Here is a 25,762-nt window from a genome sequence, read left to right on the forward strand (position 1 = left end):
CACAGCTGCACCGAAGCGGCATTAGCCTCCGCAGACTGCCTACATTGACAAATTCTTGATTTTTCTTCAATTTTGTCAATAAATCAAGATTTTCACTCTAAAATACCGGCTATTTCACCCTTGTTTTTGACAAATTGGACAAATTTCTGCAAAAATGTCAATTCTGTCAAGGTTTTTCACCGAAAACATTGCCCGAATTGACAGAATCACGATTTTTTGTCAATTTTGTCAACGCCAGCGTGAGGAAGAGGCCGGAAAGCGGCACTGCTGCTTTCCGGTACCGGCGCTACAACCAGACACAGTCGCTACCGTCAGAGCCCAAGCTTCACCATACAGAAAAACCACCTGCAAACGGTTTCCTGCCTGCAGGTGGTTTTAAAATATATATTTTATTTTGCAGCTGCGCCAATCGCAAATCCTTTTTCGAAAGCTTCTAAGTTCATCGGCAGGAACTCTGGTTTTTTCTTACCCAGTTTGTTCTTGATAGTTTCAATGATAACTTCTTTTGGAACAACTTCTGTTGCGCCGATGTAAGCGCCCAGCATGATGATGTTCAAAACTTTCGGATTTCCCATTTCCAGAGCCATTTCAGTTACAGGAACTTTGATGACCTTGATGTCGTCTCTCTCGATTGGAGAGATTACGATGGAGCTGTTAATCAGCAGGTTTCCGCCTGGTTTCAGCTTGTCAAGGAATCTATGCAGGGAAGGATCGTTCATGACAATCATATCTTCCATTGCTTCCATAACAGGCGCACCGATTTCGTCATCGGAGATTACAACGTAGCAGTTAGCTGTACCTCCACGCATTTCTGCGCCGTAGGATGGGAAATATGTTACGTGTTTATCAGTTGATTCGCAAGTTGCCTGAGCCAAAAGAGTTCCTAGCATCATGACACCCTGTCCGCCAAATCCGGCAACAAGTAAATTTCTTTCCATGTTCTATTCCTCCTTTGATTTATCTCTGAATACACCCAGCGGGAATTCTTTCAGCATTTTTTCTTCTAAGAAATCCAGTGCTTTTGCTTCGCTCATGCCCCAGTTTGTTGGACATGTAGTGACAATTTCAACCATGGAGAAGCCTTTTCCGTCAATCTGGTTCTGGAATGCTTTCTTGATAGCCGCTTTTGTCTTACGAACGTTAGCAGGTGTGTTGCAGCTGGTTCTTTCCAGATAAGCAGGAGCTGTCAGCTGGCTCAAAACTTCGCACATATGGATTGGATATCCGTGTTCTTCCGGATTCCTGCCCTTCGGTGCAGTAGTAGCCTTCATGCCGATCAGTGTAGTCGGTGCCATCTGACCGCCAGTCATACCGTAGATACCGTTATTTACAAAGATAACGGTAAAGTTTTCACCTCTGTTGGCAGCGGAAACTGTTTCGCCAAGACCGATGGAAGCAAGGTCTCCATCGCCCTGATATGTATAAACCAGAGAATCCGGATTGGATCTCTTCAGACCTGTTGCAACTGCGCAAGCTCTGCCGTGTGCAGAAATGTTCAGGTCGTGGGATACGTATAACTGACCCAGTCCACAGCAGCCAACACCTTCGCAGCGAACTAATTTGTCCAGCATGCCTAATTCTTCAACAACTTCACCAATCAGTTTGTGAATGGTTCCGTGCATGCAGCCCGGACAGAATCCGGATACGGTTTCAGGTTTGATACCAATGGTTCTCTTATATACTTTTTCCATTATAATACCTCCTTTACCAGTTCATGTGCTGCAGCCATAACTCTTTCTTTTGTCATCAGCTCACCGCCGGATCTGAGACATTCTTTGATTGGACATCTGCCATGAACTGCGTGGTCTACGTCCCATCTCATCTGTGCAGGGATGGACATTTCGATGTCTAAGATACCCTTAACTCTGTTGAAGTCCAGATTTTCAAAGGACTTATATGGGAACGGATGAATTGCAATCGGTCTGATGAGTCCAGCCTTAATGCCTTCTGCTCTCAGTTCTTTTACTGCAATTCTAGCGATACGAGCGGAGATACCATAAGCGGTCAAAATGATTTCTGCGTCATCAACCATGATTTCTTCTACTCTAACGTCATTTTCTTTCCAAGATTCATAAAGTTTTGCAGCTTCAATGTTTACTGGCTCAAAACCGCCGCCTACGCCGCCAGGAAGGATTCTAACCTGTTCTTCCGGTTTGTGTCCAACTGCGGAAACAGCCTTGCGAGCTGCTTTCAGTGCAGCAACCTCTTCATCGCTCTTCATCGGAGGAAGTTCAACAGGCTCCATCATAGTACCCATTACACCGTCTGTCAGAATCAGAACCGGGTTCATGTCTCTTTCTGCCAGGTCAAATGCTTCATAGGTCATATCTACTGCTTCCTGTACAGTGGAAGGAGACAGTACGATCATTTCAAAACCACCGTTGCCGGAAGCCTTGGTTGCCTGCATGTAGTCCTGCTGTGCCGGCTGAATTGCACCGATACCAGGACCGCCTCTCTGCACGTTTACATATACGATTGGAAGACGCGCAGCAGCGCAATAGGAAATACCTTCACTATATAAACTGATACCAGTACTGGAAGAAGAACTCATGGATCTTGTTCCTGTCTGTACTGCGCCATACAGCATATTGACAGAAGCGACTTCACTTTCACCCTGTACGAATACGCCGTTTTCAACTTCCGGCATTCTTCTTGCAAAGTATTCCGGAATCTCGTTCTGTGGTGTGATTGGGTAGCCGGCAAAGAATCTACAGCCAGCTCTGGTAGCTGCTTCTGCGATTGCTTCACAGCCCTTCATAAATACTCTTGCCATTTTTTCTAAACCTCCCTATAAACTTCGATTGCTGCGTCTGGACAGACAACTCCGCAAGCGGCACAGCCGATGCAGTCGTCCGGATTTGCTGCAACAACATACTGGTAGCCTTTAGAATTCACTTTGTCGCCAATAGCGAGCACTTTCTTAGGGCAGAATTTAACGCAATAACCGCAGCTCTTGCAGCTCTCTGCTCTAATTTCCACTTTTCCTTTTGCCATTTTGATTACCTCCTTAATGGTCCTGCCCTGCGAACTCAGTGAGCAGTTTGGCAGACCTTATGCTGGCATTCTCCGGTCTTTAGCCGGTTTAGAATGCGTCGTATAATGGTCCTGCCCTGCGAACTCAGTGAGCAGTCTGGCAGACCTTATGCTTTAGAGCCCCAAAACTTGTTTTGGGCTGGCTCTAGTCGTAACATGGTGTACTGAGCCAGCGAAAAGCAAAGGCTCTCAAACCGTTATTCAATAACCCCAGGCAAAGCCAGGGTAGTTGACATTTCTAATCGACCCACTCATAGGTCAGATACAAATTCACCGGAAGAAGCGGGGTATTTGTCTTTCCTGAAATCTCAGGACAAAGGTGCGCAAGAGCGCACATGTAGTCGACATTCAAATATTCTCCAATTAATGCTTTGACTTTCTCATTGCCATCAAGCGCTTCCTCCGCTGTAGTAGTAATTCCCACATTGGGATTACTCAAAATTGAGACATTTGCTAAATCGATGCGAGCCATGCCCAATACGCGGGCCATGGTACCGTCAATACTGATTAAATCCTTCGACCACGGACGATATGCGTTAATGACGAAGAAGTTCTGTGTATTTTCTCGGTTGAGAAACGGTGAAAATGCACCGATGAGTCTTGCTCCGACATGGTCGCCGCCTACGTCCATAATTACGATACTATCCTCGTCCGCCATATAGTTTCTCACGCCACCCGGCAGGGTCGGTGCGTCAAAAAACTGTTCCTCATAATGGAAGACGATGCCTGCATCCTCAATCTGATGTCTGATATCTCTGGAACGAAACAGCGGCTTCGTCTGGTCCATATCAAAGAAGTGCACCTTCTTATCAGAAAGCTCTGCAAGCTGGAAGGCAAAGTTAATTGCAATTTCGCTCTTACCGCTGCCTGCTTCGCCTACAAAGACGAAGTTCTTCTTAGTCTTAATCATTTCTGTTAAAATGCTTTTCATCGAAAACTCTCCCATTTTGCATTCTCACTTTACACTTATATTTTAACGAATTGTGACGGAAATGTCAAATTAATTTTCAGAGATTATGACTTTTTGTTTGGTGCATTTTTGCGAATTTTCAGCTCCTCGCTATTACGATGACACCGGCAATGCAAAGACCAATTCCCACCATCTGCTGTACCGTCAAAACCTCTCTATAAAAAAGTATTCCAATCACCGCAAGGACTACGGCAAGAGCAATATTTACAATGGTCGTTCCCACGCTGATATTCCAGCCCAGCTTATACATAAAGACCGATGCTACTTCCACCGCCGTAATGGTAAATCCCATGACAACCGGTGCCCAGTTCATCTTCCCAAACTGCACCGCCAGGTTTTTGTCCTGCCCCATGACCATCCACAGGACAAAGGCTGCAGCCGCAGCCACCACATAGTTAAAAAATACCGCTGCGAAAGGATCCATTGCCTCCGGCACAGATTTTGCGCTGACCTGATAAAAGGTGTGCGCCACCAGAAGCAGTGCTATAGGCCACCAAAATGTAAAAATACTCATACGCTTTCCTCCTTCAACGCCGCAAAATACCTCCTGACAAGAAAACAAAAGCGCCCCGCACCATTCCTTCTAAGGCCTAACGGAATGGATTAGGACGCTAAAATCATCTACCCGGCGGTACATCATCTGCGTTTTTCTTTCAGTTTTATAGGTATAGTGTACATGCGCCTGCAGAAAAAGTCAATGGGAATACAGCAATGTGCCAAGGTGAACACACGAAAAAGTTTTAAATTTCTATGTCGCTGACAAAACTGACATTTTTTTAGTTTTTTGTCAAATCTGTCAGCATTTTAGCTAAAAACGCTGACAAAACTGACAAATTCTTTTGATTTTGTCTGCTTTGTCAGGATTTTAAGAATATGAAACCTAATTCTTCACGATTTGCTGACAAAATTCAGCAAAATCCAAAATTTAGTCAGCGTCGATGGGTGAATGCTCTTTTCATGTGTTTACCGCAGGCAGCGCCTAGTCTGATCGAGCAGGCGCTGCCTCGCAGACCCTGCTCAACCCGCTAAAGTGCAGACAAGCAGCGCGCCCGGTGGATTCCCACCGGGCGCGCTGCTGTACCAAAGGAGTGTACATCTACATTGGATTGTCTTGATTATGCTTGTTCCAAACCTTTACGTGCCAATCTGCTGATTTCCAGCGCCGGTCCGATTGCAACGCCCGGCTTTGTCTTCATGTAGCAGATTAAATCTTCCAGCATGTTAATACGGCTGATTCTGCCGATGCACTGCGGATGCAGCACCAGGGTCATCAGACCGCCTTCTTCATAGAGACCGTCAAATTCGCTCTGCCAAATATCTTTTACATACTGCGGAGAGCAGATTCTTCTTCTTTCCGGCTGCTGCAGTGTGAAGAAGAAGTGGGAAGTATCATCATACAGCCAGGAGAACGGCAGCTCGATTAATTTCTGACCATCTTCACTTTCATGGAAATAAGGCCAGTCACATGCCATGGTGTTTGAGGAATATTCAAAGCCGCTTGCCATGACATTCCGAATGGTTTCTTCGGTTAAAATTGCTTCCGGCGCTCTGTAGCCTAGCGGCTCAACGCCCAGCAGTTCTTTCATGATTTTTTTTGATTTTGCGACCAGTTCTTTGTCCTGTTCAGGGAAATAGGTTGTTTCGTGGAGATAGCCGTGATAGCCAATTTCGTGTCCGCGTCTTACAATTTCCTGGCAGGTTTCGGTATGCTGCTCGATGACCCAGCCTGGAATAAAGAAAGTCGCTTTCAGCTGCTGTCTATCCAGCATATCTAAAATCCTCGGCACGCCAACTTTAGGACCGTATGCGCCCTCTGCCATTAAATTTGGGTTGTTTAAGCTGTCCATGGTGCGGGAAAACCAGAAAGTTTCCGCATCCAAGTCAAAAGTCAGGGCTACGCCCATTTTTACGCCTTCCGGCCAATTCTTTCTCATTTTTATTCCTCCTCTTCCATATCGAAGGCAAGCGCGCCGTCAATATAGGTTTTCATCACCTGAATATTTTTAATCGTATCCTCCGGCACGCTGAATACATCGTCTGACAGCACGACAAAGTTTGCCCGCTTGCCGACTTCCAGAGAGCCGAGAGAATCTTCATCTTTAGAAACATAAGCGCCATAAATGGTATGCAGTTTGACTGCATCCAGTCTGCTCATTTTCTCTTCCGGATACCATCCGCCTTCCGGCTGTCCGGACAGATCTTTTCTGGTCACGTTGACCTGAATGCCCTCCAGCGGATTGACCGATTCAATCGGAAGATCGGAGCCAGCCGCCAGACGGATGCCCTGTTTCAGCATGCTGCCGAAGCAGTAGCTGGTCTTCATACGTTCGCCGACACGAGAATCTGCGATGCTCCAGTCGGAATGAATATACATCGGCTGAATCAAGCCGATCGCGTCGACTTCCTTGTACTTCTCGAAAATGCGCTCGTTCATAATCTGACTGTGGATAATAGAAGGACGCAGCTGTTTTTCTTTGATGGTATCTTTTACAGAAATGCATCCGTCCAGGAAGGTCTCTACTGCAGCGTCTCCGATGGCATGAATCGTCAGATCAAAATCGTGATCCACGATTTCTTTTGCGATAGCTGAAAGTTCTTCCTTATCCCAATACAGGCAGCCGCAGCTATCCGGCTTATCACTGTAAGGCTCGTTCAGACCTGCAGACCATGCGCCCAGTGAGCCGTCGCCCAGGAACTTAATCGGTCCGATTTTGATTTTTCCAAACCGCTGCCAGGAGTGGAATCCATAATCAAAGAATTCCTGCAGCTGATCCGGTCTGTGAATCCGCAGCTGTAAAACCAGGTCAATCGGCATTTTTCCTTCTGCGCAAAGTTCCAAATAAGCTTCCCACAGCGCCCGTTTATCGTCGACAGAATAGAAGTCTTCCGTATGGCAGACGGTCACGCCGTTTTTCACCATTTCGCGGAAAGAAAATTCCAGCAGTTCTTTCATCTGCAGTTTATCCGTCAGTTTTGGCACGTGATCACCGATCAGGCTCATTGCGCTTTCCAGCATGACGCCAGTTGGAGAGCCATCGGGAAAACGTACCAGTTCGCCGCCCTGGGGGTCAGGTGTGTTCTTGTCGATGCCGGCGATCTTCAGCGCCATTGAGTTTGCGGCGCAGATTGTTCCGCAGCGTCTGTCCAGCATAATCGGATGGGTATCAGAAATCCGATCTAAATCTTTAACCGTTGGAAATTCTCCGCCTGGAAATACTTCCTGATCCCAGCCGAACCCGGTGACCCATTCGCCGTCCGGAATCTGGTTATCCTTGATATACTGCTTTACGATTTCTACCATTTCGTCCGCACTGCGGGCAGCGCCCAGCGATGCTGTTTTCTTTTCAAAGATTGCGTGATTTAAAAGGTGAATATGTGCATCGATGAAGCCGGGCAGTACATCCTTTCCCTCGAGATCAATGATGTCACAGCCCTGCGCCAGCTTTTCGATTTCTTCAGTGGTTCCTAGAGCAGAAATCTTTCCATCTTCACAAATCATTGCTTCCACGAGGGTATTTTCAGTATCAATAGTTCTGATTCTGCCATTTACAAATGCTTTTCTCATTGTTCTAACCTCTCTTCAAAAATGCAGTGCAGCAGTGAATTGCACCGAATCCTTTCATGATTTCATCAAATTCTACAGGAATGACATTGATGCCGTTCTTTTCAAGCAACTCCTGTGAGCGCGGATTACCTGCAGGCATTACAATCGTGCCTGGTTCTATGGCAACAAAGTTGATGGCAAAGCTCTCTTTTGCTTCAATTCTGGAAGGGCATTCCAGCAGCTTGATGCCTTTTTTCTTCAGCGCGTCACACACGTCATAAGGCACCTGCGATGCGTGAATCATTGCAACGTCATGGCTTGCCATGTTTAACAGCCCGTCAATGTGTGCATGACCGTAAGGAATCTGCATGTGCAGAATTTCTGTAACACCCATTCTGCGAAGTTCGGATTCAACCATTTCGTAGCCTTCACGGTTGGTGCGCACACCGGAAGCCAGGACAACGGTATGACGGTCAATCCAAAGCCCCATAGCCCCTTCAAAGGTTCCGCTGCCGCAGACAGTTCTAATGATAGGCACACCTAGTTCGGCCAGTTTTTTTGCAGCATAACGTTCTTCGCCGCGTCTTGCCTCCATCGCTGGACGTGTAACGATGGCGCCTTCTGGGGTCATGAAGACCAGATCGCGGCAGAACAAAGCATTCGGTCTGTCTTCCCGCTGTTCTTCGATATAGTGCACAGTCGCACCGTGATCTCTGTAAATCTGCGCTAGTGCATCGTGCTGCTGACGAAAACGCTCAGGATCGATAGGAGCTTTAAATCTGGCTGCTTCCCAGTCAAAGTTTTCAATTTCCTTTCCCGGTCTGCGCATGAGCACGGCGCGCAGGGTATCGACCTCGGAGCAGACGCCCCAGTCTCCCCAAAGCTCCGGCATATCGTCAATGATAGAAGATTCTTTCGCAAACCAGCGCTCTCCTGGAAGCGCATCAATATCTACAGTGTTGTTCATTCCTTGTTTTTCGTTCATAATTTCCTCCTTGTATATAATCGATGTCAAATTAGCCTCTCTTCAGATAAGCGGTAATACAGTGGAGCGCACCTTTTCCTTTGATAATTTCAGAAATATTGACAGTTTGCACTTTGATACCGCTTTTCTCCAATAGCTCCTGAGTTCTAGGACTGCCCTCCGGCATGAGGATATGACCAGGTTCCAATGCTACGAAGTTGCATGCAAAAGTCTCTCTGACTTCGGTCTGTGATGGTGCCTCTAAAATGCGATAACCCTTTTTCTTCAGCATATCGAGAATATCGTAAGGTACCTGAGAAGCGTGAACCAGAACATGTTCGTGGCTCAGTGGGTTCATCAGTCCGTCGATGTGAATATTGCTGTAAGGCTGCTGCATGTGATATACAGTGACTCCCATGCGTTCCAGTTCATATTTTACCTGCTCAAAGCCGCTTTGGTTGCAGCGGCTGCCAGTAGATAAGACGCAGGTATGTCTATCCACCCACATGCCATTTGCACCCTCAAACATGCCGTCACCTGCGATCGTGCGCAGAATCGGTACACCGAGCTTTCCCAGTGCTTCTGCAATATAGCGTTCTTCCCCTCTGCGAGCTGCCATCCCTGGTCTTGTCAGGATAGCGCCTTCCGGTGTCATGAACATCAGGTCGCGGCAGAAAATTGCATTGGGTCTGTCTTCTCTCTGATTTTCTACATAATGTACTTTGACGCCAAAGTCTGTGTAGACCTTTACTACATCGTCATGCTGTTTTCTCATCAGCTCCACATCGATGGGTTCATCAGAAAATCTAACTGCCGCAGCATCAAAATCTTCTACTTCTTTGCCGGGTCTTCTCATCAGTACTGCCCGCAGGGTGTCGACTTCGGAACAAACGCCGAAATCACCCCAGTATTCGTTCATATCGTCTTCAAAAGCAGTTTCTTTTGGAAACCATCTTTCACCAGGTATAGCATCAATATCTTGTTTTATTTGGCTCATATTGCCTTCACCTCCATTTTCATTTATCAATTTATATAGCAATTCCCGTGCCAATAAAAAGAGCGAACAAATCACTTCGTATTGCTCGCTCTTTTGTTGAATTTTCAATGGGTTAGTTGCGAAATAGGAAAGTGCGGCCGCAGAGGAATGCCGCAATATGCTAAAATTTTTTTATACTGTCAAATTTATTTTCGATTCCGTATTGCTTCAACTTATGGTTCAGATTTTGCCTGCTTAGACTAAGATTATCCAGCAGTTCATGGATTGTAGAGCTTTCATGCATGCTTTTCAGAATCTGATCGCGCTCATAGTCTTGCAGAAGTTCTTTTAAAGTACGCTTTTCCTCTGGGCGGAATGGCGGATAATTTTCTTCCTCTATTTCTGCCTTCATTTCTGAAGTCCAGCTAATGTCTTCCAAATGAAGGACAGCATCCTTTGCAAAGTTGAAAGCACCTTCTATGGTATTGGCAAGCTCCCGCACATTGCCGGGCCATTCGTAGCGAAGGAATAACGCTTTGACGCTGTCATCCACGCCTAAAATATTTTTATCCATCGACCGGTTATAGAGTCGGATAAAATGTTCCGTCAGAGGCATAATATCTTCTTTGCGATCCTTCAAATCGGGTAGGTCTATTTGCACAACGCGAAGCCTGTAATAAAGGTCATCGCGCAACATGTTCTGCTGTACCAGCTGCAGGGGTTCTACGTTGGTCGCAGCAATGACGCGCACATCGACAGGACGGGGTTCGTAGTCTCCTACTCTTGTAATTTTCTGTTCTTCGATGGCTTTTAAAATTTTTGCCTGCAGGTTCAAATCCATGTTGTTTATTTCATCCAGGAAAAGCGTACCGCCGCTTGCAGCTTCAAAGAGCCCTTTCCGGTTTTCTGCTCCGGTAAAACTACCCTTTATAGTACCGAATAAAATGCTTTCCATCAGACTTGCTGGAATGGCAGCGCAGTTTTGCGTTACAAAGCGTTGGCTACTTCTTTTGCTGCCAGCATGAATGGCTTCCGCTGCCATGCCCTTTCCGGAACCTGTTTTTCCGTATAGGAGAATTGATGAATCGGTTCTGGCGACTTTGCGAATTTTTGATTTTACAAGCTCCATTTCCGGATTGCAGGTAATGATATCGTCTACAGTGAAACGGGCATGGTGCATTTCACTATGGATGGGTGTAATATAGATGTTCCGACATTCGTTCTCACCGATGATATACTGGGACGCCTCGACGGCGCCGATGATTTCTGTCCCGTCAAAAATGGGCAGTGTTGTGTTGACTTCATGTACTTCCTGTCCTTTGAAATCTATGGTTTTTTGGTATATATTAGAAGTCGGCTTTCCAGTCTTCAGAGCTTTCATGATTGTGCTGGCAGACAAGTCCAGATTGGGATAAATCTGCGACAGAGTTTTTCCGATTACATCTTTATCCTGTAAACTATTGAGATCCGGACGGTTATTGTAATAGTATACTGCTATTGCATGTCGATCGAAAATAATGACGCCATTGAAATAGTTGTATACGTCCAAGAGTTCCTGCGCATATTCACGTAGCTTTTTCATTCTGTCACTCCTCTCTGCGGCAGACGTCCATTATCTGTAATGTTTTCATTTTTGCACTTAGCGTTTGCCGACTGATTCCAAGGCAGGCGGCAGTATCGGTCATACTGCCGCAATGTGCCAGCGCTTCTTTTAGGAGATATCGCTCAAAGCGTTGTGCTTTTGCTTTTAGGCTGCTACCGGTGATGTTCTTTTCTGTGTAGGGCTTCTCCATAGTGTGGAGTACTTTTGTGTCAATATCTTCTATATTGATGATATCTCCTTCACACAAATTGAAGCCGCTTTCAATCATGTTTCGTAATTCTCTGACATTGCCTGGCCAGGTGTATTGTTGAAATGCTTCCATAACCTGGCTAGAGACATTTTCGATTCGGCGGTGCATGGTGCGGTTAAAAAATTCGATGTAGTATTCGGTTAGGGGCAAGATATCTTCTTTACGTTTGCGTAGAGGGGGAATATCTAGCTGTACAACACGCAGGCGGTAATATAAATCTTCCCGCAGTTTTCCATTTTTGACGCAGTCTTTGGGAGATTCATTCATTGCTGCAATAATCCTGACATCTATGGGAATTTCCTCAGTGCTACCGATTCGCGTTACTTTTTGTTCTTCCAGTACCCGCAGTAGTTTAGCTTGTACTGCCAGATCCATCGAGTTTACTTCATCCAGAAAAAGTGTGCCGCCGCTTGCAGCTTCAAAGAGCCCCATATGGTTTTCTGCATTGGTAAATCCACCTTTTACGGTGCCAAAGAGGATGCTTTCCAGTAAATTCTCAGGAATTGCGGCACAGTTCTGGGAAAGAAACCGTTTATTTCCTCGGGGACTGTTTGAATGCAGTGCCTGTGCAACCAGTTCTTTACCTGTCCCCGTTTCTCCATAGATTAGAGCTGTGGACTTGGAACGGGATGCCTGCATAATGCGTTCCTTTAGCTGTTCCATCGATGGCGAAACAGAGATAATATCATTGAGCAGGTATGGTTCGCGTGTTCCTGTCAGTTCAGAGTTCATGATAAAAATGTTTAAGTGTTCCTCACGGTTTTCCAGGTATAAAAAGACTTCGATGGAACCAACAATTTTGTCATGAATATAAATAGGAAATGTGCTGAATAGGGCTTCATAGGTTTCATTCCTGTGATTTGTAAGCCTTTGGTGCTGGTTCAGCAGCGGCTTTCCTGTCCGAATGACTTCAAACATGGAACTGTTTTTTTCCTCCAGTCCGGGATAAACAGTAAAAAGGCTTTTGCCTCTGGTATTTTCATTGGTCAGTGTGTTGATATCTTTGCGTGAGTTGTAGTAATATTCAATTATCCCTTTGCGGTCGATGACGATGGCACCATCATAATAGTTGTAGATATTTAAAATTTGTTTTACGTATTTAGATAATTCCATTTGGTATCCTCGCTTGCTTGTTTATATTAAAATTTTAGCATAGGATTTGTTTCAAATCAATTTATTAAATAAGAGCAACTTCTGGAAAATATTTGTATATTTGAAAAATCCCCCAAGATAGGACTATGTCTGGCCTTGGGGGATTGGGGAAAGACCCCTGTATGATAAGGGCTATTTATGCGTTCTTAGCTTCCTTTTTGTTGAGGCGGTCATAGTAGATGTAGATGACTGCGCCAATGGCAGGAACGACAATTAATCCGAAGATGGACATCATCGGGTCATCAAGGAAGTTGCTGACCAGAAGTCCGACAAAGCATAAGGTTGCGATGAGGACAGTTACAACACCGCCTGGAACTTTGTAAGGTTTTTCTTTGTCTGGGAAACGGTAACGGTTTACCAGAACGCCGAATACGCCCAGTAAAGACCCGATAGCGCCGAGGAATACAACCAGAGTAGTCAGCTGATCCAGACTGCGGAACAGTACCAGAATGATTGCGATAACACACTGCGTAATCAGAGCAACAGCTGGAACACCTTTCTTGGAAAGCGTACCCTGATTTCTGAAGAAATGTCCCTCGTGAGACATTGCATAGCCGACTCTGGCGTATGCCAATACCTGTCCGTTCAGAGAGCCCAGCATCGCAACCAGCATAGCTGCAACAACCAGAACGCTGCCGAAGCTGCCGAAGAGACGTCTTGCCACTTCTGTGCCTAAATATACATTGTCAGATTCAATCATAGCTTTTGCTTCTTCGATTGGAATAACTCGATAAATTGCAAAGTTAAATAAGATATAGAATACAGTAACAAAACCGACGCCGATAACCAGCGCTTTTGGCAAGTTCTTCTGTGGATTTCTCATTTCTTCCCCCAGGTTGGCTACGTTAGACCAGCCTTCATATGCCCATAGCGAAGAGAGTGTAGCAAATGCTACAATTCCAATACCACTGGTAAAGCTGGCTGTTTCGCCAGTTGCTTCTACGGGAACTGGACTCAGATCCGGCATGTAGTTTCCAATAATAATTGCACCAATCAGAATGATTCCCATTGGCACGATTTTCGCAATCATAGTCACGTTTGCCATAACGGACGCTTCTTTTACACCCAAGATGTTATATAAGGTAAATAAGATGATGAGAACGATGGCGATGGACTTGATGTGCATATCGCCCATACCCGGGAAAAATTCAACCAGTGCAGTAGGGATTGCGATAGCAACCGCAGATATGGAGCCCGGACTTGCGATAAGCCACTGGCTGAATCCATACATATAACCTACAACCGGGTGATAGACTTCGTTCAGATATACGGTTAATCCGCCTGCTTTTGGCATGGAAGATCCCAGCTCTGAGAAACAAAGAGCGCCCAGCAGGCTGATAACGCCGCCTACCAGCCAGCAGAGCAGTGCAACACCAGTATCATAGTTTGCTCTCTGCAGAACATAAGAACCCAAATAGAAAATACCTGAACCAATCATGATGCCGGCAACGATACTTACACCGCTGAAAACAGAGATTTCTTTTTTAAATTCGCCGTTTTCAGCTGCTAATTTTTTTTGATTTGACATTCTTTCTCCTCCTTTTCATTTTGATTGTCGAAAAAGATAATTGCAAAGTGTATGCCAAAAGAATACTTGTTGTATTTTCAACGCTTTTAGACCCAGGCATAATAGTTCTGTCTTCACTTTGCAGAAAATTTTCTTAACATGTCAAATATGCGGCGGCTGCCACTTTGATACATTCACCATAGCCCCTGCCACTAAAGTGCAAGCAGCCGCATAGGGCTTTAAATCCCGGGCGGCTGCTTACTTTATTGAAAGGTGTCATTATGAATTTAGCTGTTTTGATATGGAATGAACCGTCCCAGTGTTCCGTTGACCATGGTTTTGTCTTTCACCGCAATCTGTCCGCCTAATATGACATAAGAAATCCCATCGGGCGGCAGGGTCGGATGTTCATAGGTGGCACAGTCTGCAATCGCGTTCTCATCAAAAATGACGATATCCGCGTCGAAGCCTTCTCTGATTTCACCTTTTGTCTTCAGATTAAGACGATCGGCAGGCAGCACTGTCATCTTGCGCAGCGCGTCCATCATGGTCAGAACGCCTTTTTCGCGCACCATCCGTCCAAGGACACGAGGGAATGTTCCCGCGCCTCTCGGATGACCGCCGCCGTCAGTGAATCCGCAGTCGCTGCCTACCATGACATATGGAGCCTGATACGCAAGCTCTACTTCCGGCTCGTTCATTACAAATGCCGCTACATACAGATCCGGGTCTTCCGCGCGCAGTTTTTCAAACAGCGCCTTATCGCACCGCTGTCCTTTATATGAACCAGCCGTAACCATCAGGTCGCTGTAGTCCCACTTCTCAAAACTGGCTTCATCAAATACCGCGGTGCCGATGCCGGTGCAGAACGCCGTGTAAGGATAGCAGTCGCAGGTAATGTCCACCCCAGCGCCTCTGGCTTCCTCGATACACGTCAGCGCCTGTCGCATGTAGCCTACCGCGCTGCAGCTTCCAATATGGGACATCTGCATGCCGTAGCCGCTTCTGCGCTGAATTTCCACCAGTTCCTCAATGGATGCCACACTGTCCGGTCCATCTGCGCGAAAATGCACAGAGGTCAAATATCCCGGCTCCTCCAGTGCAGACAAAAGTTCCACCGTTTCATCGGTTGTCACACCCGGCGCATATTCAAATCCGCAGGACAGTCCCACAGGACCGTATTTTCTGCATGCTGCCAGTTCCCGTTTCATCTGGTCAAGCTGCGCTTTCGTAGACGGTTTATACCTGTCGCCGGCGCCGGCATGCTCACGCAGGCTGTTTTGTCCCACAAACATCATATAGTTGGTAGGACTGCCCTGACTGTTTACTCTGCCGCAAAAGTCTTCCAGCCTGTTATAGCTGTCGCCGCAGTTGCCGCCTACTTTCGTCGTAACGCCCATTCTGACCTCACAGGCCGCTGTGAAAAAGTCATGTGCATCGCCGTGCAGTGCGTTTTCATGGGCATGGATGTCGATAAAACCGGGAGAGGCAATTTTGCCCTCCGCATCGATGGTTTCCAGCGTATCCTCATCCACCGTTCCTACTTTCAAAATCGTTCCGTGATCAATTAAAATGTCGGCAACTTCCCAGGTATCTGTTTCAAAATCAGGGATTTTCGCATTCAATATTTTTAACTCTTTCATCGTTTCTCCTCACTGCAGCCTTAAAATTCCAGTTCTCCTGCAAAATGGCACGCCGAAAAATGGCCTTCGCCTACTTCTTTCATCTCCGGCGCTTCTGCCTTGCAGATTTCCTTACAATATTTACATCTGCCTGCGAATCGGCAGCCCGGCGTATCTTCGGTCAAACTCGGCATATCGCCGCTGAGCAGATACTTCTTGCGGTACCGCTCTTTCGGATGCAGAGGCGGCACAGAAGAAAGCAGCCCGAAGGTGTACGGATGGGTGCAGGATGCGTATATGTCGGCAGTTTTGCCGATTTCCATGATCTTGCCGCCGTACATCACGCAGATCCGATCACTCATATATCTAACCACAGACAGATTGTGGGTAATGAACAGATAGGTCATGGAAAGTTCATCCTGCAGTTTGAGAAGTTCATTCAGCGTCTGCGCCTGCACCGACACATCCAGTGCACTGGTCGGTTCGTCCAGCACCAAAAGTTTCGGTTTCAGCATAATGGCGCGGGCAATACTGACTCTCTGCTGCTGTCCGCCTGACAGTTCATGGGGAAATCTGTCGAGAAGCTCCAGTCCAATATTGATCTTCTCCGCAGTATCGTAAATCAAATCCTTGGCGGTCGCCTTATTATAGCCATTAATCAAAAGCGGTCTTTCCAGGGAACGATAGATAGAAGAACGGGGATTCAGTGAGGATGCAGGGTCCTGAAACACTGCGCCTACACTTTGCCGCAGGGCTTTTTTATTCTTTTTGTCCCATACGTCGAGTCCATCGAGATAAATGGTACTCTCGGTCGGCGGCAAAAGCCCCAGAATCATCTTTGCCAGCGTCGTTTTTCCACTTCCGCTTTCTCCCACAAGTCCCAGGGTTTCTCCGCGGAAAATTTCCAGATTCACATCGTCCACTGCTCGGACAAAGGCATTTTTCTTATCTCTCCGCAGGGGAAAGTATTTTTTCAGATGCTCCATCCGAACCAGCGTCCGGTCTTTTTCTTCACTATACATGTTCCGCACCTCCCTCCTGCAGCAAGCACGCACATAAATGCTGCTCTGCCACTTCTCTGAGCACAGGTTTTCGTTCCCTGCACAAAGGCGTGCAATCAGGGCACCGATCAGCAAAATTGCAGCCTGCTCTTTCTTCCGCAAGATTCGGCACAAAGCCTTTGATGGTCTGCAGCCTGCCTTCCTCTTTGGTAATCGTCGGCAGCGCTTTCATCAGCAGCTTCGTATACGGATGTTTAGGATTGTCAAAGATTTCAAAGACTTCGCCCACTTCGATCAGGTTTCCCGCGTACATAACGCCGACTCTGTCAGCTACGTCCGCTACGATACCGAAATCATGGGTAATCATCAGGATTGCCGAATCATATTTTTTACGCAGTTCGTTCATCAGTTCAATGATGCCCGCCTGTATGGTCACATCCAGCGCCGTAGTCGGCTCGTCGGCAATGAGCAGCTTTGGGTTTCTGCACAGCATCATGCCAATCATGACACGCTGCCGCATGCCGCCGCTGATCTCATGGGGATAAGATTTCATTCTCGATTCCACATCGGAGAGCTTCACGTCGCGGAGCATGTCAAAAGCGATTTGATAGGCTTTCTCCTTCTCCATCTTTTCGACCAGCAGCCCCTCCATCATCTGCGTGCCCACGGTATAAACCGGGTTCAGAGAATCCAGCGGATTCTGGAAGATCATGCCGATTTCGCTGCCCCGCACCTTTGTCATTTCCTGACGAGACAATTCCAGCAGATTTCTTCCGTCAAAATTGACCGCGCCGCCGCTGATTTTACCCGGCGATTTAATCAGCTGCATGACGCCCATAGCAGTCGTCGACTTGCCGCAGCCGGATTCACCGACCAGGGCGAAGACCTCGCCTTTTTTAATATCGAAACTGACATGATCCACAGCCTTGACCGTGCCGCCCTGGGTTTCAAATTGAATACACAGGTCCCTGACCTCTAAAAGATTTTCACTCATTCTTTCGCCCTCCTTATACTTTTAGACGCGGGTCCAGGAGTTCCTTGACGCCTTCGCCAACCAGGTTGAAACCGAGCACTGTCCATACGATAGCAAGACCAGGTACCAGGGAAATCCACGGCGCATTTCTGATATACTGGATGCCCTCAGATAAAATCATGCCCCAGTCAGGCAGCGGCTGCTGCGCGCCCAGTCCTAAAAATCCCATGGAAGTGGTCGACAGAATTGCCGACGGCAAAGCCAGGGTTGCTAGGATAATAATGGTCGATACCAAATTCGGCAGAATATACCGCAATATAATGGAAATATCCTTTTCTCCGCAAATCTTTGCCGCTTCAATATAGGACAGTCCTTTCAGCGACTGCACCTTCGCGCGGACAATTTTGGTAAACTGCGCCCAGCTGACGACTGCAACGGAAATTGCTACGTTCTGCGCGCTGGACCCCAACATCAGTACGATGGCCATCGCCAGAATAATCGGCGGAATAGACCAGGTCGTATCTGTTACAAAGCATACGATTTTGTCCACGGTCTTTCCATAATAACCGGCGATAATGCCTAAGGTCACGCCAATGAGTGTTTCAATGACAACTGCTACGATTCCTACACCCAGCGCAATTCTGGAACCGTAGAAGACCCTGCTCAAAATACATCTGCCGTACTGATCTGTTCCCAGCGGATATTCCCCGCAGGGTTTTGCCAGACGCATTGACATGTTCTGTTCTGTATATGTATGCGGCGAAAGCAATGACGCGAAAATGACCACCACAATGACCGCCAGAAACAATACCGCGCCGATGACGAACATCTTGTTCTGCAGCATCAGTTTCCATTTTTCTTTTCTCATATGCTGCCTCCTATTCCAGACGAATACGCGGATCTAAAATGCCGGATATCATATCGCCTATGATATTGCAAATGACCGTCAAAATGGTAATAACGAACACAATGCCCTGTACGATGACAAAGTCCTGTTTTGCGATGCCTTTCCAGAGCAGCTGTCCCATGCCCGGCCACGCGAAAACATTTTCCACAACCACCGCGCCGCCAATGAGCCACGGCAGTGACAGGAAAAACATAACCGTTACCGGAATCAGCGCATTTCTGAGCACATGACGCACGAGAATTTTTTTGTCCGTGATGCCTTTTGCGTACGCCGTCGTCACGTATTTCTCGTCCATCACGTCCAAAACCTCCGACCTGGTCAGTCTGAAAATCTGCGCCAGTGCAGGCAGGGACAAGGTCAGCGCCGGCAAAATCAATGAGGCAAAGCCGCTGTAGCCTGACAGAGGCAAAATATTCAGGTGAATACTGAACACCAGCATCAAAAGCACGCCCAGCCAGAACGGCGGCATCGACCAAAGCACGACCGTCGTAATAGTCAGCGCCTTATCGGTCATCTTATTCTTGCGAACCGCCGCCAAAAGTCCCAGGGGAATTGCCAGCAGGTATTCGATGACCAGCGCCGCCCCGGTTAAAATCAGGGTGTAAGGCAGCCGCTGCAAAATCAGATCGCTTACATTCTGTTTCAGGGAAATGGACATACCGAAATTCCCCCGCAATATGTTTCCAAGCCAATAAAAATACTGTACCACCGGAGGTTTGTCCAGTCCCCATTCCGCCTTAATTTCTTCCACCTTTTCCGCAGACACTCTTGTATCCACCATCAGGTCGACGGGATTGCCCGGCATCGCCTGCATGATACCGAAAATCAAAACGGTTACAAACAGTACGACCAGAATACCGATGAGCAGCCGCTTGATGATATAACGCATAATATCGTTCAAAGTGATTCCTCCAATCAGCGGGCAGAAGAAGTCTGTTCTCTGCCCGCCTTTTCTACTTTATCTATGCAAATACTTCTTTTACGATTTTCTCATACAGCTGATTCTTCGGCAGCCCTTCGTAATTGGTAAGCATGATGATGGAAATCCGATCGTCTACATACCGGGAGCAGCGGGAAATAAATCCCATAGTACCTCCTGTATGCCAGATTTCCTTATGCCCCGGCGTTTCTCCGTTTAGGAAAAATCCCAGACCATAGCCTGTTCCTTCACCGTTTTTCAGGCGATTTTCCACAAAAGATTCCGCCATCGCTTCTCTGGAAAGAAAACAGCTTTCACTACTTTCATAAAGGTGCCTGTGCCATGTCAGCATATCGTCCACATTGGACTGTATGTTGCCGTCTGCATAGCCGACCAGCCGCATATCGTAGACTTGCTTCGCAAAGCTGCCGTCTGGTTGTACCTCATAGCCTTCAATCAGGGAAGCAGGTTTTTCATCCATATCATCCGGCGCGCAAGATTTTTGCATTCCAACCGGTTTCAGAATTTTTTCTTCCAGAAATTTTCCAAACGGCATGCCGGAAAGCTGTTCTACAATCTCGCCCAGCATCACATAGGCGGAATTGCTGTAGCTGTACTGACTGTCCGGCGCAAAATCCAGTACATCAAAGGTCTTGATAATTTTCAGCATATCCTTCGCACTTGCATACGCCGCCTGATCCCACTTCTGCCATGTGCTGTCATCAAAATATTCTTTGATGCCGGACTGATGATTCATGAGCTGTCGCACAGTGATGCTTTTGACAAAGGGCGGAAAGTCCGGAAAAAACCGGTCGATGGTCTCATCCAAAGACAACAACCCCTGTTCTTTCAGCATCAAAATTGCAAAGCAGGTAAACTGCTTGGTGTTGGACGCGATTACAAAGTTGTCTTCCGGCGTAATCGATCTTCCGCTTTCCAAATCCGCCATACCGTAGGCTTTGCGCAGGAGAATCTCATCTCCCTTGGCGATCAGGAGCGCCATGCCCGGCGTTTTCTCATTCATGACCGGTGCAATGACCGCGTCCAGCCGCTGTTCCAGGTTTCCTTGCTGCATCATGCACTACTCCTTTACCGTATCACCAAACAAACTTCTTCCGTCGTTGGTGATCTCAAATCCCTTGATATTGCTTCTCGTCGCAGTGCAATCAACATCCGCGAACAGGGGAACTGCCGGCATCTGCGCGAAAATCGCATCGTGAAATTCTTCGTATTTCTTCACACGTTTCTCCGGATCGGTGATGTAACGGGCTTCTTCCAGCTTCTTCGTTACAGTCGCGTCATGCCAAGGGTAACCGGAAGCCTCGGTAAATACATAATAGAGAATATCCGCATCAACCCATTCAAAGTTTCTGGATGCCGACTGATAGTTATTTTCTCTCATCAGCTGCTTGATGTACGGTCCTTCATATTCTCTGATTTCCACATCGATGCCGACCTGTTTCAGCTGATCCTGCAGTACCGGCGCTGAAGCCTTCGCTGTCGCTCTGTCAGTGGAAGAACAGAATTCAAAGGTCAGCTTCTTTCCATCTTTTTCGACAAATCCGTCGCCGTCCTTATCCTCGTAGCCGGCTTCTTTCAGAAGGGCTTTCGCCTTTTCCTGGTCAAACTTGTAGAGTTCTGCAAGGGCCGCTTCCTTTTCTTCACTGAAGCCTGCCTGTGCCTTGGAAATGAATCCGTAGGTCGGCGCGATGACATTGTTCATGGATTGAGCCAGCGCGTCCTTGTCGATTGCCAGGTTGATTGCCTGCCGCACTTTGATGTCGTCAAGAGGCGCAGTATCTGTGTTCATCATCAGGTAAGATACGCCTGCCTGCTCATTTTCGTAAGTGGTGATATCCGCATTTGCCTTCAAATCTTCGCGGCTTGCTGCCGGAATATTGTAAGCGATATCGACGTTGCCGGCTTCCAGTTCGCTGACTCTGGTGAATTCATCCGGAATGAAACGGACGATAATCTCATCAAAGTTTGCCAGTCCTTTATTTTCCACATTCGGGTTCGCGGTTCTGAAGTTCGGGTTCTTCTCCAGAATAATCTGGGAACCTGCCTGCCAGTCCTTTACCATATACATACCGTTGGTTACCGCGCACCGGTTGTATTCGTCTTTACCCATTTCTTCTGCTTTATCAACATGAACAACGCCGCCGAAGTCGCTGCACAGGCTTGCCCACATATATGCCGCAGGCTCTGACAGATGGTAAATCAAGGTCGTGTCATCAACGACTTCAATGTCTTTAATGGCTTCTACGTCTCCGGAATATTCACTGATATCCTTCATTCTCAGCACAGATTTCTTGACGCTTTCCGCAGTCAGCGGATCCCCGTTGGAAAACTTGGAATCCGCAAAGAGATGGAATGTAATGGAAAGTCCATCCTCGGAAATCTCGTAGCTTTCTGCAAAGCATGGCAGAATTTCTCCCAAATCCTTGCTGTAAGTAACCAGCGGACTGTAGATCAGTTCATGGACTACATTGGTCCAGCCAATCTGCTGAATGTCTGTACCTTCTACTTCATCCTGCACTGCGATGACCAGCGTCTTGCTGCCTTCGCCTTCGCTGCTGTCATTACCGCCGCATCCGCTCATCAGCGTGACTGCTGCAAGCAGCATGATCAGTAATATTACAGTAAACTTTTTCTGTTTCTTTAACATCTTCTCTTTCTCCTTTTCATTTTTATATCCACAACCGAAGGATGTCTTTCTTCCGGCTGATGAACTCATATCTTATAGCCAATCATGACCGTCAGCAATGGCTGAAAACGATGATTCATACCGAGAATCCTGCAAGCATCTTCTTCAAAAGACAGAATACTGAAGTCCAGCTGGCAGCAAAGACCGCTGGTTTCCGCAAGCTGGCACATCATATGGGCGCTGATGCTGGTTTCGCCTGTTTTCTTCGCAAGCTCTCTGCAGCCTGCTTCTATCCTCTGTATTTCGGTATAAAAGACCAACATGACAGGCGGAACGTTGCCCTCTTCCTGTAAAGGATCGCTTTGCCGCAGCAGCGCCGTAATTTGACTGCGCATTGCACTGCTGGAAATCCGCATGACCTCTACCCCTTCTGGCAGCCGCTGCTTAACAAATTCCGTCAGGGACAAAACCAGTGTCCGGGACACTTTTCGCTTATTGAACTGCAGATGCCGCCGCTCAATCACCGGAAAGGGAATCTCGTGTGCCGCATTTCCGTCTTTCTGCGTCCGTACCGTTTGAAAATGCAGCAGCCGCTCCTGTATGCACGTGTCCTCCGCGTCAATCTTTCTGAACTGCGCGCTTTGGGAAAGATATTGATTTCGAAATTCCGCCGGTGTACATTTCAGATACATGGCAAAATGCTTATAGAAATACCGCGGTGCCGAAAATCCGCAGAGCTCGGAAATCATGGTAACATTCTTCCGTCCCTGAATCAGATACCGCACAGACTGAATGATGCGGTAATATGCCAGCGTATCCTTAAAATTCATATTTAACCGCTCATTAAACTCTTTAGACAAATACTGCTGACTGACATATTCGCCGTCCGCCAGCTGCTTTAGATTAATTTTCTCATCGCAGTGATTATACATATAGGTACAGATGCGCAAAAAACGTTCCGCCCGCGGATCCGTTCCCCGCTTGACGTTGAGCATGTTCAAAAGATCATGACAATTATCCACAATAAAATTAACAATGTCGCAAACCCACTGTTCTATGACGGCGCGATCTCTCTGTACCAGGCAGTCACCGTACAGCATCTGCAGCTTATCTTTCAGCATCGCCTGTGCCTTGCTGCCTGTAGTCGAATCGTAAAAAAGCGTGGTATTGCAGTTGTACATTCCAGTCTCTATGAGATTACAGTACTCCACCGCTTTTTCCCTTTGGATTTCAAAGAATAAAATCAAATTGTCTTCACTGCACTCTTCAATACAGAAAGGTTCTTCAATATTGACAATTTCAATCTGTCCCGCGGACAGTGTATGTACCCCTGCAACCCATCTGCAGCTGACACTGCCGCAAAGCACATAGAGCAGCCTCAAATTTTCGCTCAAATGGAACGGCATATAAGTGACCTGTCCCGCATCAATTTTCAGCAAATTCTCGTACAGTTTCATGACTTTTTCTCCTTTTATTTATTGTATTTTTTCAAAATTACAATAGCAATACACAAAATTAAACTGTTATTGTACTTTTTTAACCAAAATAAAACAAGTGCGCTAGGTCACGACTCGCATGACCTGCGCACTTGTTTTCTATGTGTTGTACTTATTCTTGTTCTTTTTTATGCCATTCTTGCAAAACCGCTTCTACTTGTGCGATTAGCTGTTTTCTGTCGAGGATATAGGAAATATACCGGGATGCAAATATTGTATGAGACAGTCCTCCAAGGGCATACTCCGCCGCCGCGTCCCTACAAACATCAAGCTGCGTTTATCTGCATCAGAAATCGTTCAATTTTATCGCGCCTCTCAAGATATGCTGAAATCAGTATAGCATAAAAACGGCTTTTTTCTACACAACAAAAAGGAGCGCCGCAGCAGTTATGTACCATAACCATAGCGCCTGATTCATTTTGTCCGGACATTTGATCATGTCGTAAAACATCTGCTCCTGTCCTCTCATCATACTGAGCGCGCCGAAGTGTTGCTGCTAAAAACGAATCTTTCCATCACAGAAATCGCCCTTCGCGCCGGCTTTTCTTCATCGGGATATTTCACTAACGTGTTTCGTGAAAAGCACGGCATAACGCCCAGCGGGTTTAGGAATTTCCTAAACCGGTAGATTTACGATTGTTTCAAGGGAATAAAGACGCACCGTCTCCGGATTTGCCGCCGCAAGCTCTACAAGTTTCTTATCAAATCCACTTTCAGAAAAAAGCGCGTAGTGAAATCTCGCCTTTTCTTTAAGCGGTGTGAGCTTTGCCGAAACGTCAAGGTAATCCGAATAATCAAATAGACTGTTTTTAAACTTACATTCGCAGACCAAATACTTATCTGCGTCCTGACTGATTCCAAGAATATCAATCTCTGTTTCTGCAGTGCGCAAGCCGCCATGTGCAATTTTATTGCGAACTGTAGTTTTTCCCATCCAGCGTCCAAGCTTTGCATAGCGGAATGGGAGTGCATGCTGCTTCTGCAGTTCTTTTAAATACTCCTTGCAGATATCTTCAAAAGCAAAGGATACAAACCTGTGTAATGCAGGCTTTACGATATATTCATATACGCCATCCACATCGCCGTCTTCAAGCTGAGAAAAGTTAGCAAATCCAAAAGCATACCAAAATCTAAAGAAATGGTCAGTTAAACGATAAATCCCCCTACTGGTATTTGCCTTTTCCTTTAGCCCTGTATCCACTGAAAACTCCCGCTCAACGATTCCAAGCTCTATAAGATTTTTCAGATAAACGCTGGTCTTTGCCGTATCTTCGACAAGAGACTTCTGGCTGATTTCGTTCAGCTTTGTACTCCCCAAAGCAACTGCCTCAATGATAGAATTGTATATCGGCGTTTCACGAAGTTCCTGGTGCAGCAAAAAATCCACTTCACTGTATAGCACGCAGCCCTTGGATAAGATATTCCGCTTAATGTTTTCTTCTATCGTAAGGTTCGGACTCCATTGCTTCAGGTAATGTGGTACTCCGCCAAGTACCGCGTAAGCAGTAACTTTATCTCCCTCGGAGTAATTTGGGAAAAATTTCACAACGTCATAAAAGCCCATTTCTTCCATCTTATAAATTCCCGTTGCTCTTCCATATAACGGATTTTTCTCAGCAAGCAGTTCTTTTTCAATAAAGCTCATAGAACTTCCGCACAGAATTATCATGACATTTCTTTCCTTTAATTCACTGTCCCAAAGGTTCTGTAAAATAGAGGGAATACTGCGGTTGGTCCGGCACATATAAGGAAATTCATCTATAACAACCAGCTTCTTCTCCGGTCCATAAGGCAAATCTAATATTGCACGAAATGCATTCTCCCAATCAGAAAACTCCGTTATATACTTCTTCGCAGGGATATCCTCTCTGAGCAGCTGTTTGGAAAACTTTTCAAGCTGCATTGGATCAGTCGTCTGGGTACAGGAAAAAAAGACGTGAGGTTTCCCCTTGCAGAACTCTCTCAGCGTTTCAGTTTTGCCTATACGTCGTCTGCCGTACAAAACAATCAGCTGTCCGCCCTCAGTCCCATATTTATCGTTTAAAAACTTCAGTTCCGCTTCTCTTCCTATGAACATATGATCCTCCCTTTAATGACTAAATCCAAATTTACTAAATCTAAATTTAGTATTATTATACCCGATTTTTCTAAAGACAGCAAGGAATTTTGCAAAAGTATTTTCCCAAAACAAAACTGCA

At 46.5% G+C, this 25,762-nt stretch carries 23 protein-coding genes; 1 reads left to right on the top strand and 22 read right to left on the bottom strand.

Annotation, left to right across the window (positions count from 1 at the left end; genetic code table 11):
- Window positions 1-389: 389 nt before the first annotated feature.
- From D1151_RS12145 to D1151_RS12245, 21 genes are all read right to left on the bottom strand, one after another.
- Window positions 390-938, bottom strand: coding sequence for a 2-oxoacid:acceptor oxidoreductase family protein (locus tag D1151_RS12145; RefSeq protein ID WP_160201739.1), 549 nt, complete (start codon window positions 936-938; stop codon window positions 390-392).
- A gap of 3 nt (window positions 939-941) precedes the next feature.
- Complete coding sequence (locus D1151_RS12150; protein WP_160201738.1) at window positions 942-1,691, bottom strand: thiamine pyrophosphate-dependent enzyme; 750 nt, start codon at window positions 1,689-1,691, stop codon at window positions 942-944.
- Window positions 1,691-2,773 (bottom strand): 3-methyl-2-oxobutanoate dehydrogenase subunit VorB, encoded by a 1,083-nt coding sequence (vorB, locus tag D1151_RS12155; protein ID WP_160201737.1) that lies wholly within the window; start codon window positions 2,771-2,773, stop codon window positions 1,691-1,693. Before vorB ends, D1151_RS12150 begins: the two co-directional genes overlap by 1 nt.
- Before the next feature lie 5 nt (window positions 2,774-2,778).
- A complete protein-coding gene (locus D1151_RS12160) occupies window positions 2,779-2,994 on the bottom strand; it encodes a ferredoxin family protein (protein ID WP_160201736.1) in 216 nt (71 codons plus the stop codon).
- A gap of 277 nt (window positions 2,995-3,271) precedes the next feature.
- Complete coding sequence (locus D1151_RS12165) at window positions 3,272-3,964, bottom strand: hypothetical protein (RefSeq protein WP_161909069.1); 693 nt, start codon at window positions 3,962-3,964, stop codon at window positions 3,272-3,274.
- A 118-nt stretch (window positions 3,965-4,082) separates the two neighbouring features.
- Window positions 4,083-4,517, bottom strand: a complete 435-nt coding sequence (locus D1151_RS12170) for an EamA family transporter (RefSeq protein ID WP_161909070.1) — start codon at window positions 4,515-4,517, stop codon at window positions 4,083-4,085.
- A 601-nt stretch (window positions 4,518-5,118) separates the two neighbouring features.
- Window positions 5,119-5,937 (bottom strand): polysaccharide deacetylase, encoded by an 819-nt coding sequence (locus D1151_RS12175; protein ID WP_161909071.1) that lies wholly within the window; start codon window positions 5,935-5,937, stop codon window positions 5,119-5,121.
- Between the two features lie 2 nt (window positions 5,938-5,939).
- Complete coding sequence (locus D1151_RS12180; RefSeq protein WP_161909072.1) at window positions 5,940-7,568, bottom strand: amidohydrolase; 1,629 nt, start codon at window positions 7,566-7,568, stop codon at window positions 5,940-5,942.
- A 4-nt stretch (window positions 7,569-7,572) separates the two neighbouring features.
- Window positions 7,573-8,532, bottom strand: coding sequence for a dimethylarginine dimethylaminohydrolase family protein (locus D1151_RS12185; RefSeq protein ID WP_202620433.1), 960 nt, complete (start codon window positions 8,530-8,532; stop codon window positions 7,573-7,575).
- A 31-nt stretch (window positions 8,533-8,563) separates the two neighbouring features.
- Window positions 8,564-9,508 (bottom strand): dimethylarginine dimethylaminohydrolase family protein, encoded by a 945-nt coding sequence (locus D1151_RS12190; protein WP_161909073.1) that lies wholly within the window; start codon window positions 9,506-9,508, stop codon window positions 8,564-8,566.
- A 160-nt stretch (window positions 9,509-9,668) separates the two neighbouring features.
- Window positions 9,669-11,069 (bottom strand): sigma-54-dependent Fis family transcriptional regulator, encoded by a 1,401-nt coding sequence (locus tag D1151_RS12195; RefSeq protein WP_161909074.1) that lies wholly within the window; start codon window positions 11,067-11,069, stop codon window positions 9,669-9,671.
- Between the two features lie 4 nt (window positions 11,070-11,073).
- On the bottom strand, window positions 11,074-12,453 hold the full coding sequence (locus D1151_RS12200) for a sigma-54-dependent Fis family transcriptional regulator (RefSeq protein WP_161909075.1): 1,380 nt from the start codon (window positions 12,451-12,453) through the stop codon (window positions 11,074-11,076).
- Window positions 12,454-12,628: 175 nt separating this feature from the next.
- Window positions 12,629-14,020 carry an APC family permease gene (locus D1151_RS12205; protein ID WP_161909076.1) on the bottom strand — a complete coding sequence of 464 codons (1,392 nt, stop codon included), beginning with the start codon at window positions 14,018-14,020 and terminating at the stop codon, window positions 12,629-12,631.
- 266 nt (window positions 14,021-14,286) lie between these two features.
- Window positions 14,287-15,642, bottom strand: a complete 1,356-nt coding sequence (locus D1151_RS12210) for an amidohydrolase family protein (RefSeq protein ID WP_161909077.1) — start codon at window positions 15,640-15,642, stop codon at window positions 14,287-14,289.
- Between the two features lie 20 nt (window positions 15,643-15,662).
- Complete coding sequence (locus D1151_RS12215) at window positions 15,663-16,643, bottom strand: ABC transporter ATP-binding protein (RefSeq protein WP_161873549.1); 981 nt, start codon at window positions 16,641-16,643, stop codon at window positions 15,663-15,665.
- Window positions 16,636-17,616 carry an ABC transporter ATP-binding protein gene (locus D1151_RS12220; protein WP_160201725.1) on the bottom strand — a complete coding sequence of 327 codons (981 nt, stop codon included), beginning with the start codon at window positions 17,614-17,616 and terminating at the stop codon, window positions 16,636-16,638. The genes D1151_RS12215 and D1151_RS12220 overlap by 8 nt, the downstream gene beginning before the upstream one ends.
- A 13-nt stretch (window positions 17,617-17,629) precedes the next feature.
- A complete protein-coding gene (locus D1151_RS12225) occupies window positions 17,630-18,463 on the bottom strand; it encodes an ABC transporter permease (RefSeq protein WP_161909078.1) in 834 nt (277 codons plus the stop codon).
- 10 nt (window positions 18,464-18,473) lie between these two features.
- Window positions 18,474-19,403 carry an ABC transporter permease gene (locus tag D1151_RS12230; RefSeq protein WP_161909079.1) on the bottom strand — a complete coding sequence of 310 codons (930 nt, stop codon included), beginning with the start codon at window positions 19,401-19,403 and terminating at the stop codon, window positions 18,474-18,476.
- 61 nt (window positions 19,404-19,464) lie between these two features.
- Window positions 19,465-20,499 carry a serine hydrolase gene (locus D1151_RS12235; RefSeq protein WP_161909080.1) on the bottom strand — a complete coding sequence of 345 codons (1,035 nt, stop codon included), beginning with the start codon at window positions 20,497-20,499 and terminating at the stop codon, window positions 19,465-19,467.
- A 3-nt stretch (window positions 20,500-20,502) separates the two neighbouring features.
- Complete coding sequence (locus tag D1151_RS12240) at window positions 20,503-22,089, bottom strand: ABC transporter substrate-binding protein (protein WP_161909081.1); 1,587 nt, start codon at window positions 22,087-22,089, stop codon at window positions 20,503-20,505.
- 65 nt (window positions 22,090-22,154) lie between these two features.
- On the bottom strand, window positions 22,155-23,525 hold the full coding sequence (locus D1151_RS12245) for a helix-turn-helix transcriptional regulator (RefSeq protein WP_161909082.1): 1,371 nt from the start codon (window positions 23,523-23,525) through the stop codon (window positions 22,155-22,157).
- Between the two features lie 496 nt (window positions 23,526-24,021).
- Here D1151_RS12245 and D1151_RS17360 point away from each other — a divergent pair, with 496 nt between their 5' ends.
- Complete coding sequence (locus tag D1151_RS17360; RefSeq protein WP_369122404.1) at window positions 24,022-24,192, top strand: helix-turn-helix domain-containing protein; 171 nt, start codon at window positions 24,022-24,024, stop codon at window positions 24,190-24,192.
- On the opposite strand, the gene D1151_RS12255 is transcribed toward D1151_RS17360, so the two are convergent.
- A complete protein-coding gene (locus tag D1151_RS12255; protein WP_161909083.1) occupies window positions 24,181-25,641 on the bottom strand; it encodes an ATP-binding protein in 1,461 nt (486 codons plus the stop codon). The genes D1151_RS17360 and D1151_RS12255 overlap by 12 nt on opposite strands.
- Between the last annotated feature and the right edge of the window lie 121 nt (window positions 25,642-25,762).

The organism is Emergencia sp. 1XD21-10 (assembly GCF_009936045.1).
Taxonomy (GTDB): Bacteria; Bacillota; Clostridia; order Peptostreptococcales; family Anaerovoracaceae; genus Senimuribacter; species Senimuribacter intestinalis.

Excerpts from the sequence above, each read along its gene's own strand:
- D1151_RS12150 (WP_160201738.1), bottom strand. The coding sequence starts at position 1,691 with ATGGAAAAAGTATATAAGAGAACCATTGGTATCAAACCTGAAACCGTA.
- D1151_RS12235 (WP_161909080.1), bottom strand. The coding sequence starts at position 20,499 with ATGATGCAGCAAGGAAACCTGGAACAGCGGCTGGACGCGGTCATTGCA.
- D1151_RS12145 (WP_160201739.1), bottom strand. The coding sequence starts at position 938 with ATGGAAAGAAATTTACTTGTTGCCGGATTTGGCGGACAGGGTGTCATG.
- D1151_RS12255 (WP_161909083.1), bottom strand. The coding sequence starts at position 25,641 with ATGTTCATAGGAAGAGAAGCGGAACTGAAGTTTTTAAACGATAAATAT.
- D1151_RS12160 (WP_160201736.1), bottom strand. The coding sequence starts at position 2,994 with ATGGCAAAAGGAAAAGTGGAAATTAGAGCAGAGAGCTGCAAGAGCTGC.
- D1151_RS12180 (WP_161909072.1), bottom strand. The coding sequence starts at position 7,568 with ATGAGAAAAGCATTTGTAAATGGCAGAATCAGAACTATTGATACTGAA.
- vorB (WP_160201737.1), bottom strand. The coding sequence starts at position 2,773 with ATGGCAAGAGTATTTATGAAGGGCTGTGAAGCAATCGCAGAAGCAGCT.
- D1151_RS12195 (WP_161909074.1), bottom strand. The coding sequence starts at position 11,069 with ATGAAAAAGCTACGTGAATATGCGCAGGAACTCTTGGACGTATACAAC.
- D1151_RS12245 (WP_161909082.1), bottom strand. The coding sequence starts at position 23,525 with ATGAAACTGTACGAGAATTTGCTGAAAATTGATGCGGGACAGGTCACT.
- D1151_RS12225 (WP_161909078.1), bottom strand. The coding sequence starts at position 18,463 with ATGAGAAAAGAAAAATGGAAACTGATGCTGCAGAACAAGATGTTCGTC.
- D1151_RS12170 (WP_161909070.1), bottom strand. The coding sequence starts at position 4,517 with ATGAGTATTTTTACATTTTGGTGGCCTATAGCACTGCTTCTGGTGGCG.
- D1151_RS12190 (WP_161909073.1), bottom strand. The coding sequence starts at position 9,508 with ATGAGCCAAATAAAACAAGATATTGATGCTATACCTGGTGAAAGATGG.
- D1151_RS12185 (WP_202620433.1), bottom strand. The coding sequence starts at position 8,532 with ATGAACGAAAAACAAGGAATGAACAACACTGTAGATATTGATGCGCTT.
- D1151_RS12210 (WP_161909077.1), bottom strand. The coding sequence starts at position 15,642 with ATGAAAGAGTTAAAAATATTGAATGCGAAAATCCCTGATTTTGAAACA.
- D1151_RS12220 (WP_160201725.1), bottom strand. The coding sequence starts at position 17,616 with ATGAGTGAAAATCTTTTAGAGGTCAGGGACCTGTGTATTCAATTTGAA.
- D1151_RS12215 (WP_161873549.1), bottom strand. The coding sequence starts at position 16,643 with ATGTATAGTGAAGAAAAAGACCGGACGCTGGTTCGGATGGAGCATCTG.
- D1151_RS12240 (WP_161909081.1), bottom strand. The coding sequence starts at position 22,089 with ATGTTAAAGAAACAGAAAAAGTTTACTGTAATATTACTGATCATGCTG.
- D1151_RS12175 (WP_161909071.1), bottom strand. The coding sequence starts at position 5,937 with ATGAGAAAGAATTGGCCGGAAGGCGTAAAAATGGGCGTAGCCCTGACT.
- D1151_RS12165 (WP_161909069.1), bottom strand. The coding sequence starts at position 3,964 with ATGAAAAGCATTTTAACAGAAATGATTAAGACTAAGAAGAACTTCGTC.
- D1151_RS12205 (WP_161909076.1), bottom strand. The coding sequence starts at position 14,020 with ATGTCAAATCAAAAAAAATTAGCAGCTGAAAACGGCGAATTTAAAAAA.
- D1151_RS12200 (WP_161909075.1), bottom strand. The coding sequence starts at position 12,453 with ATGGAATTATCTAAATACGTAAAACAAATTTTAAATATCTACAACTAT.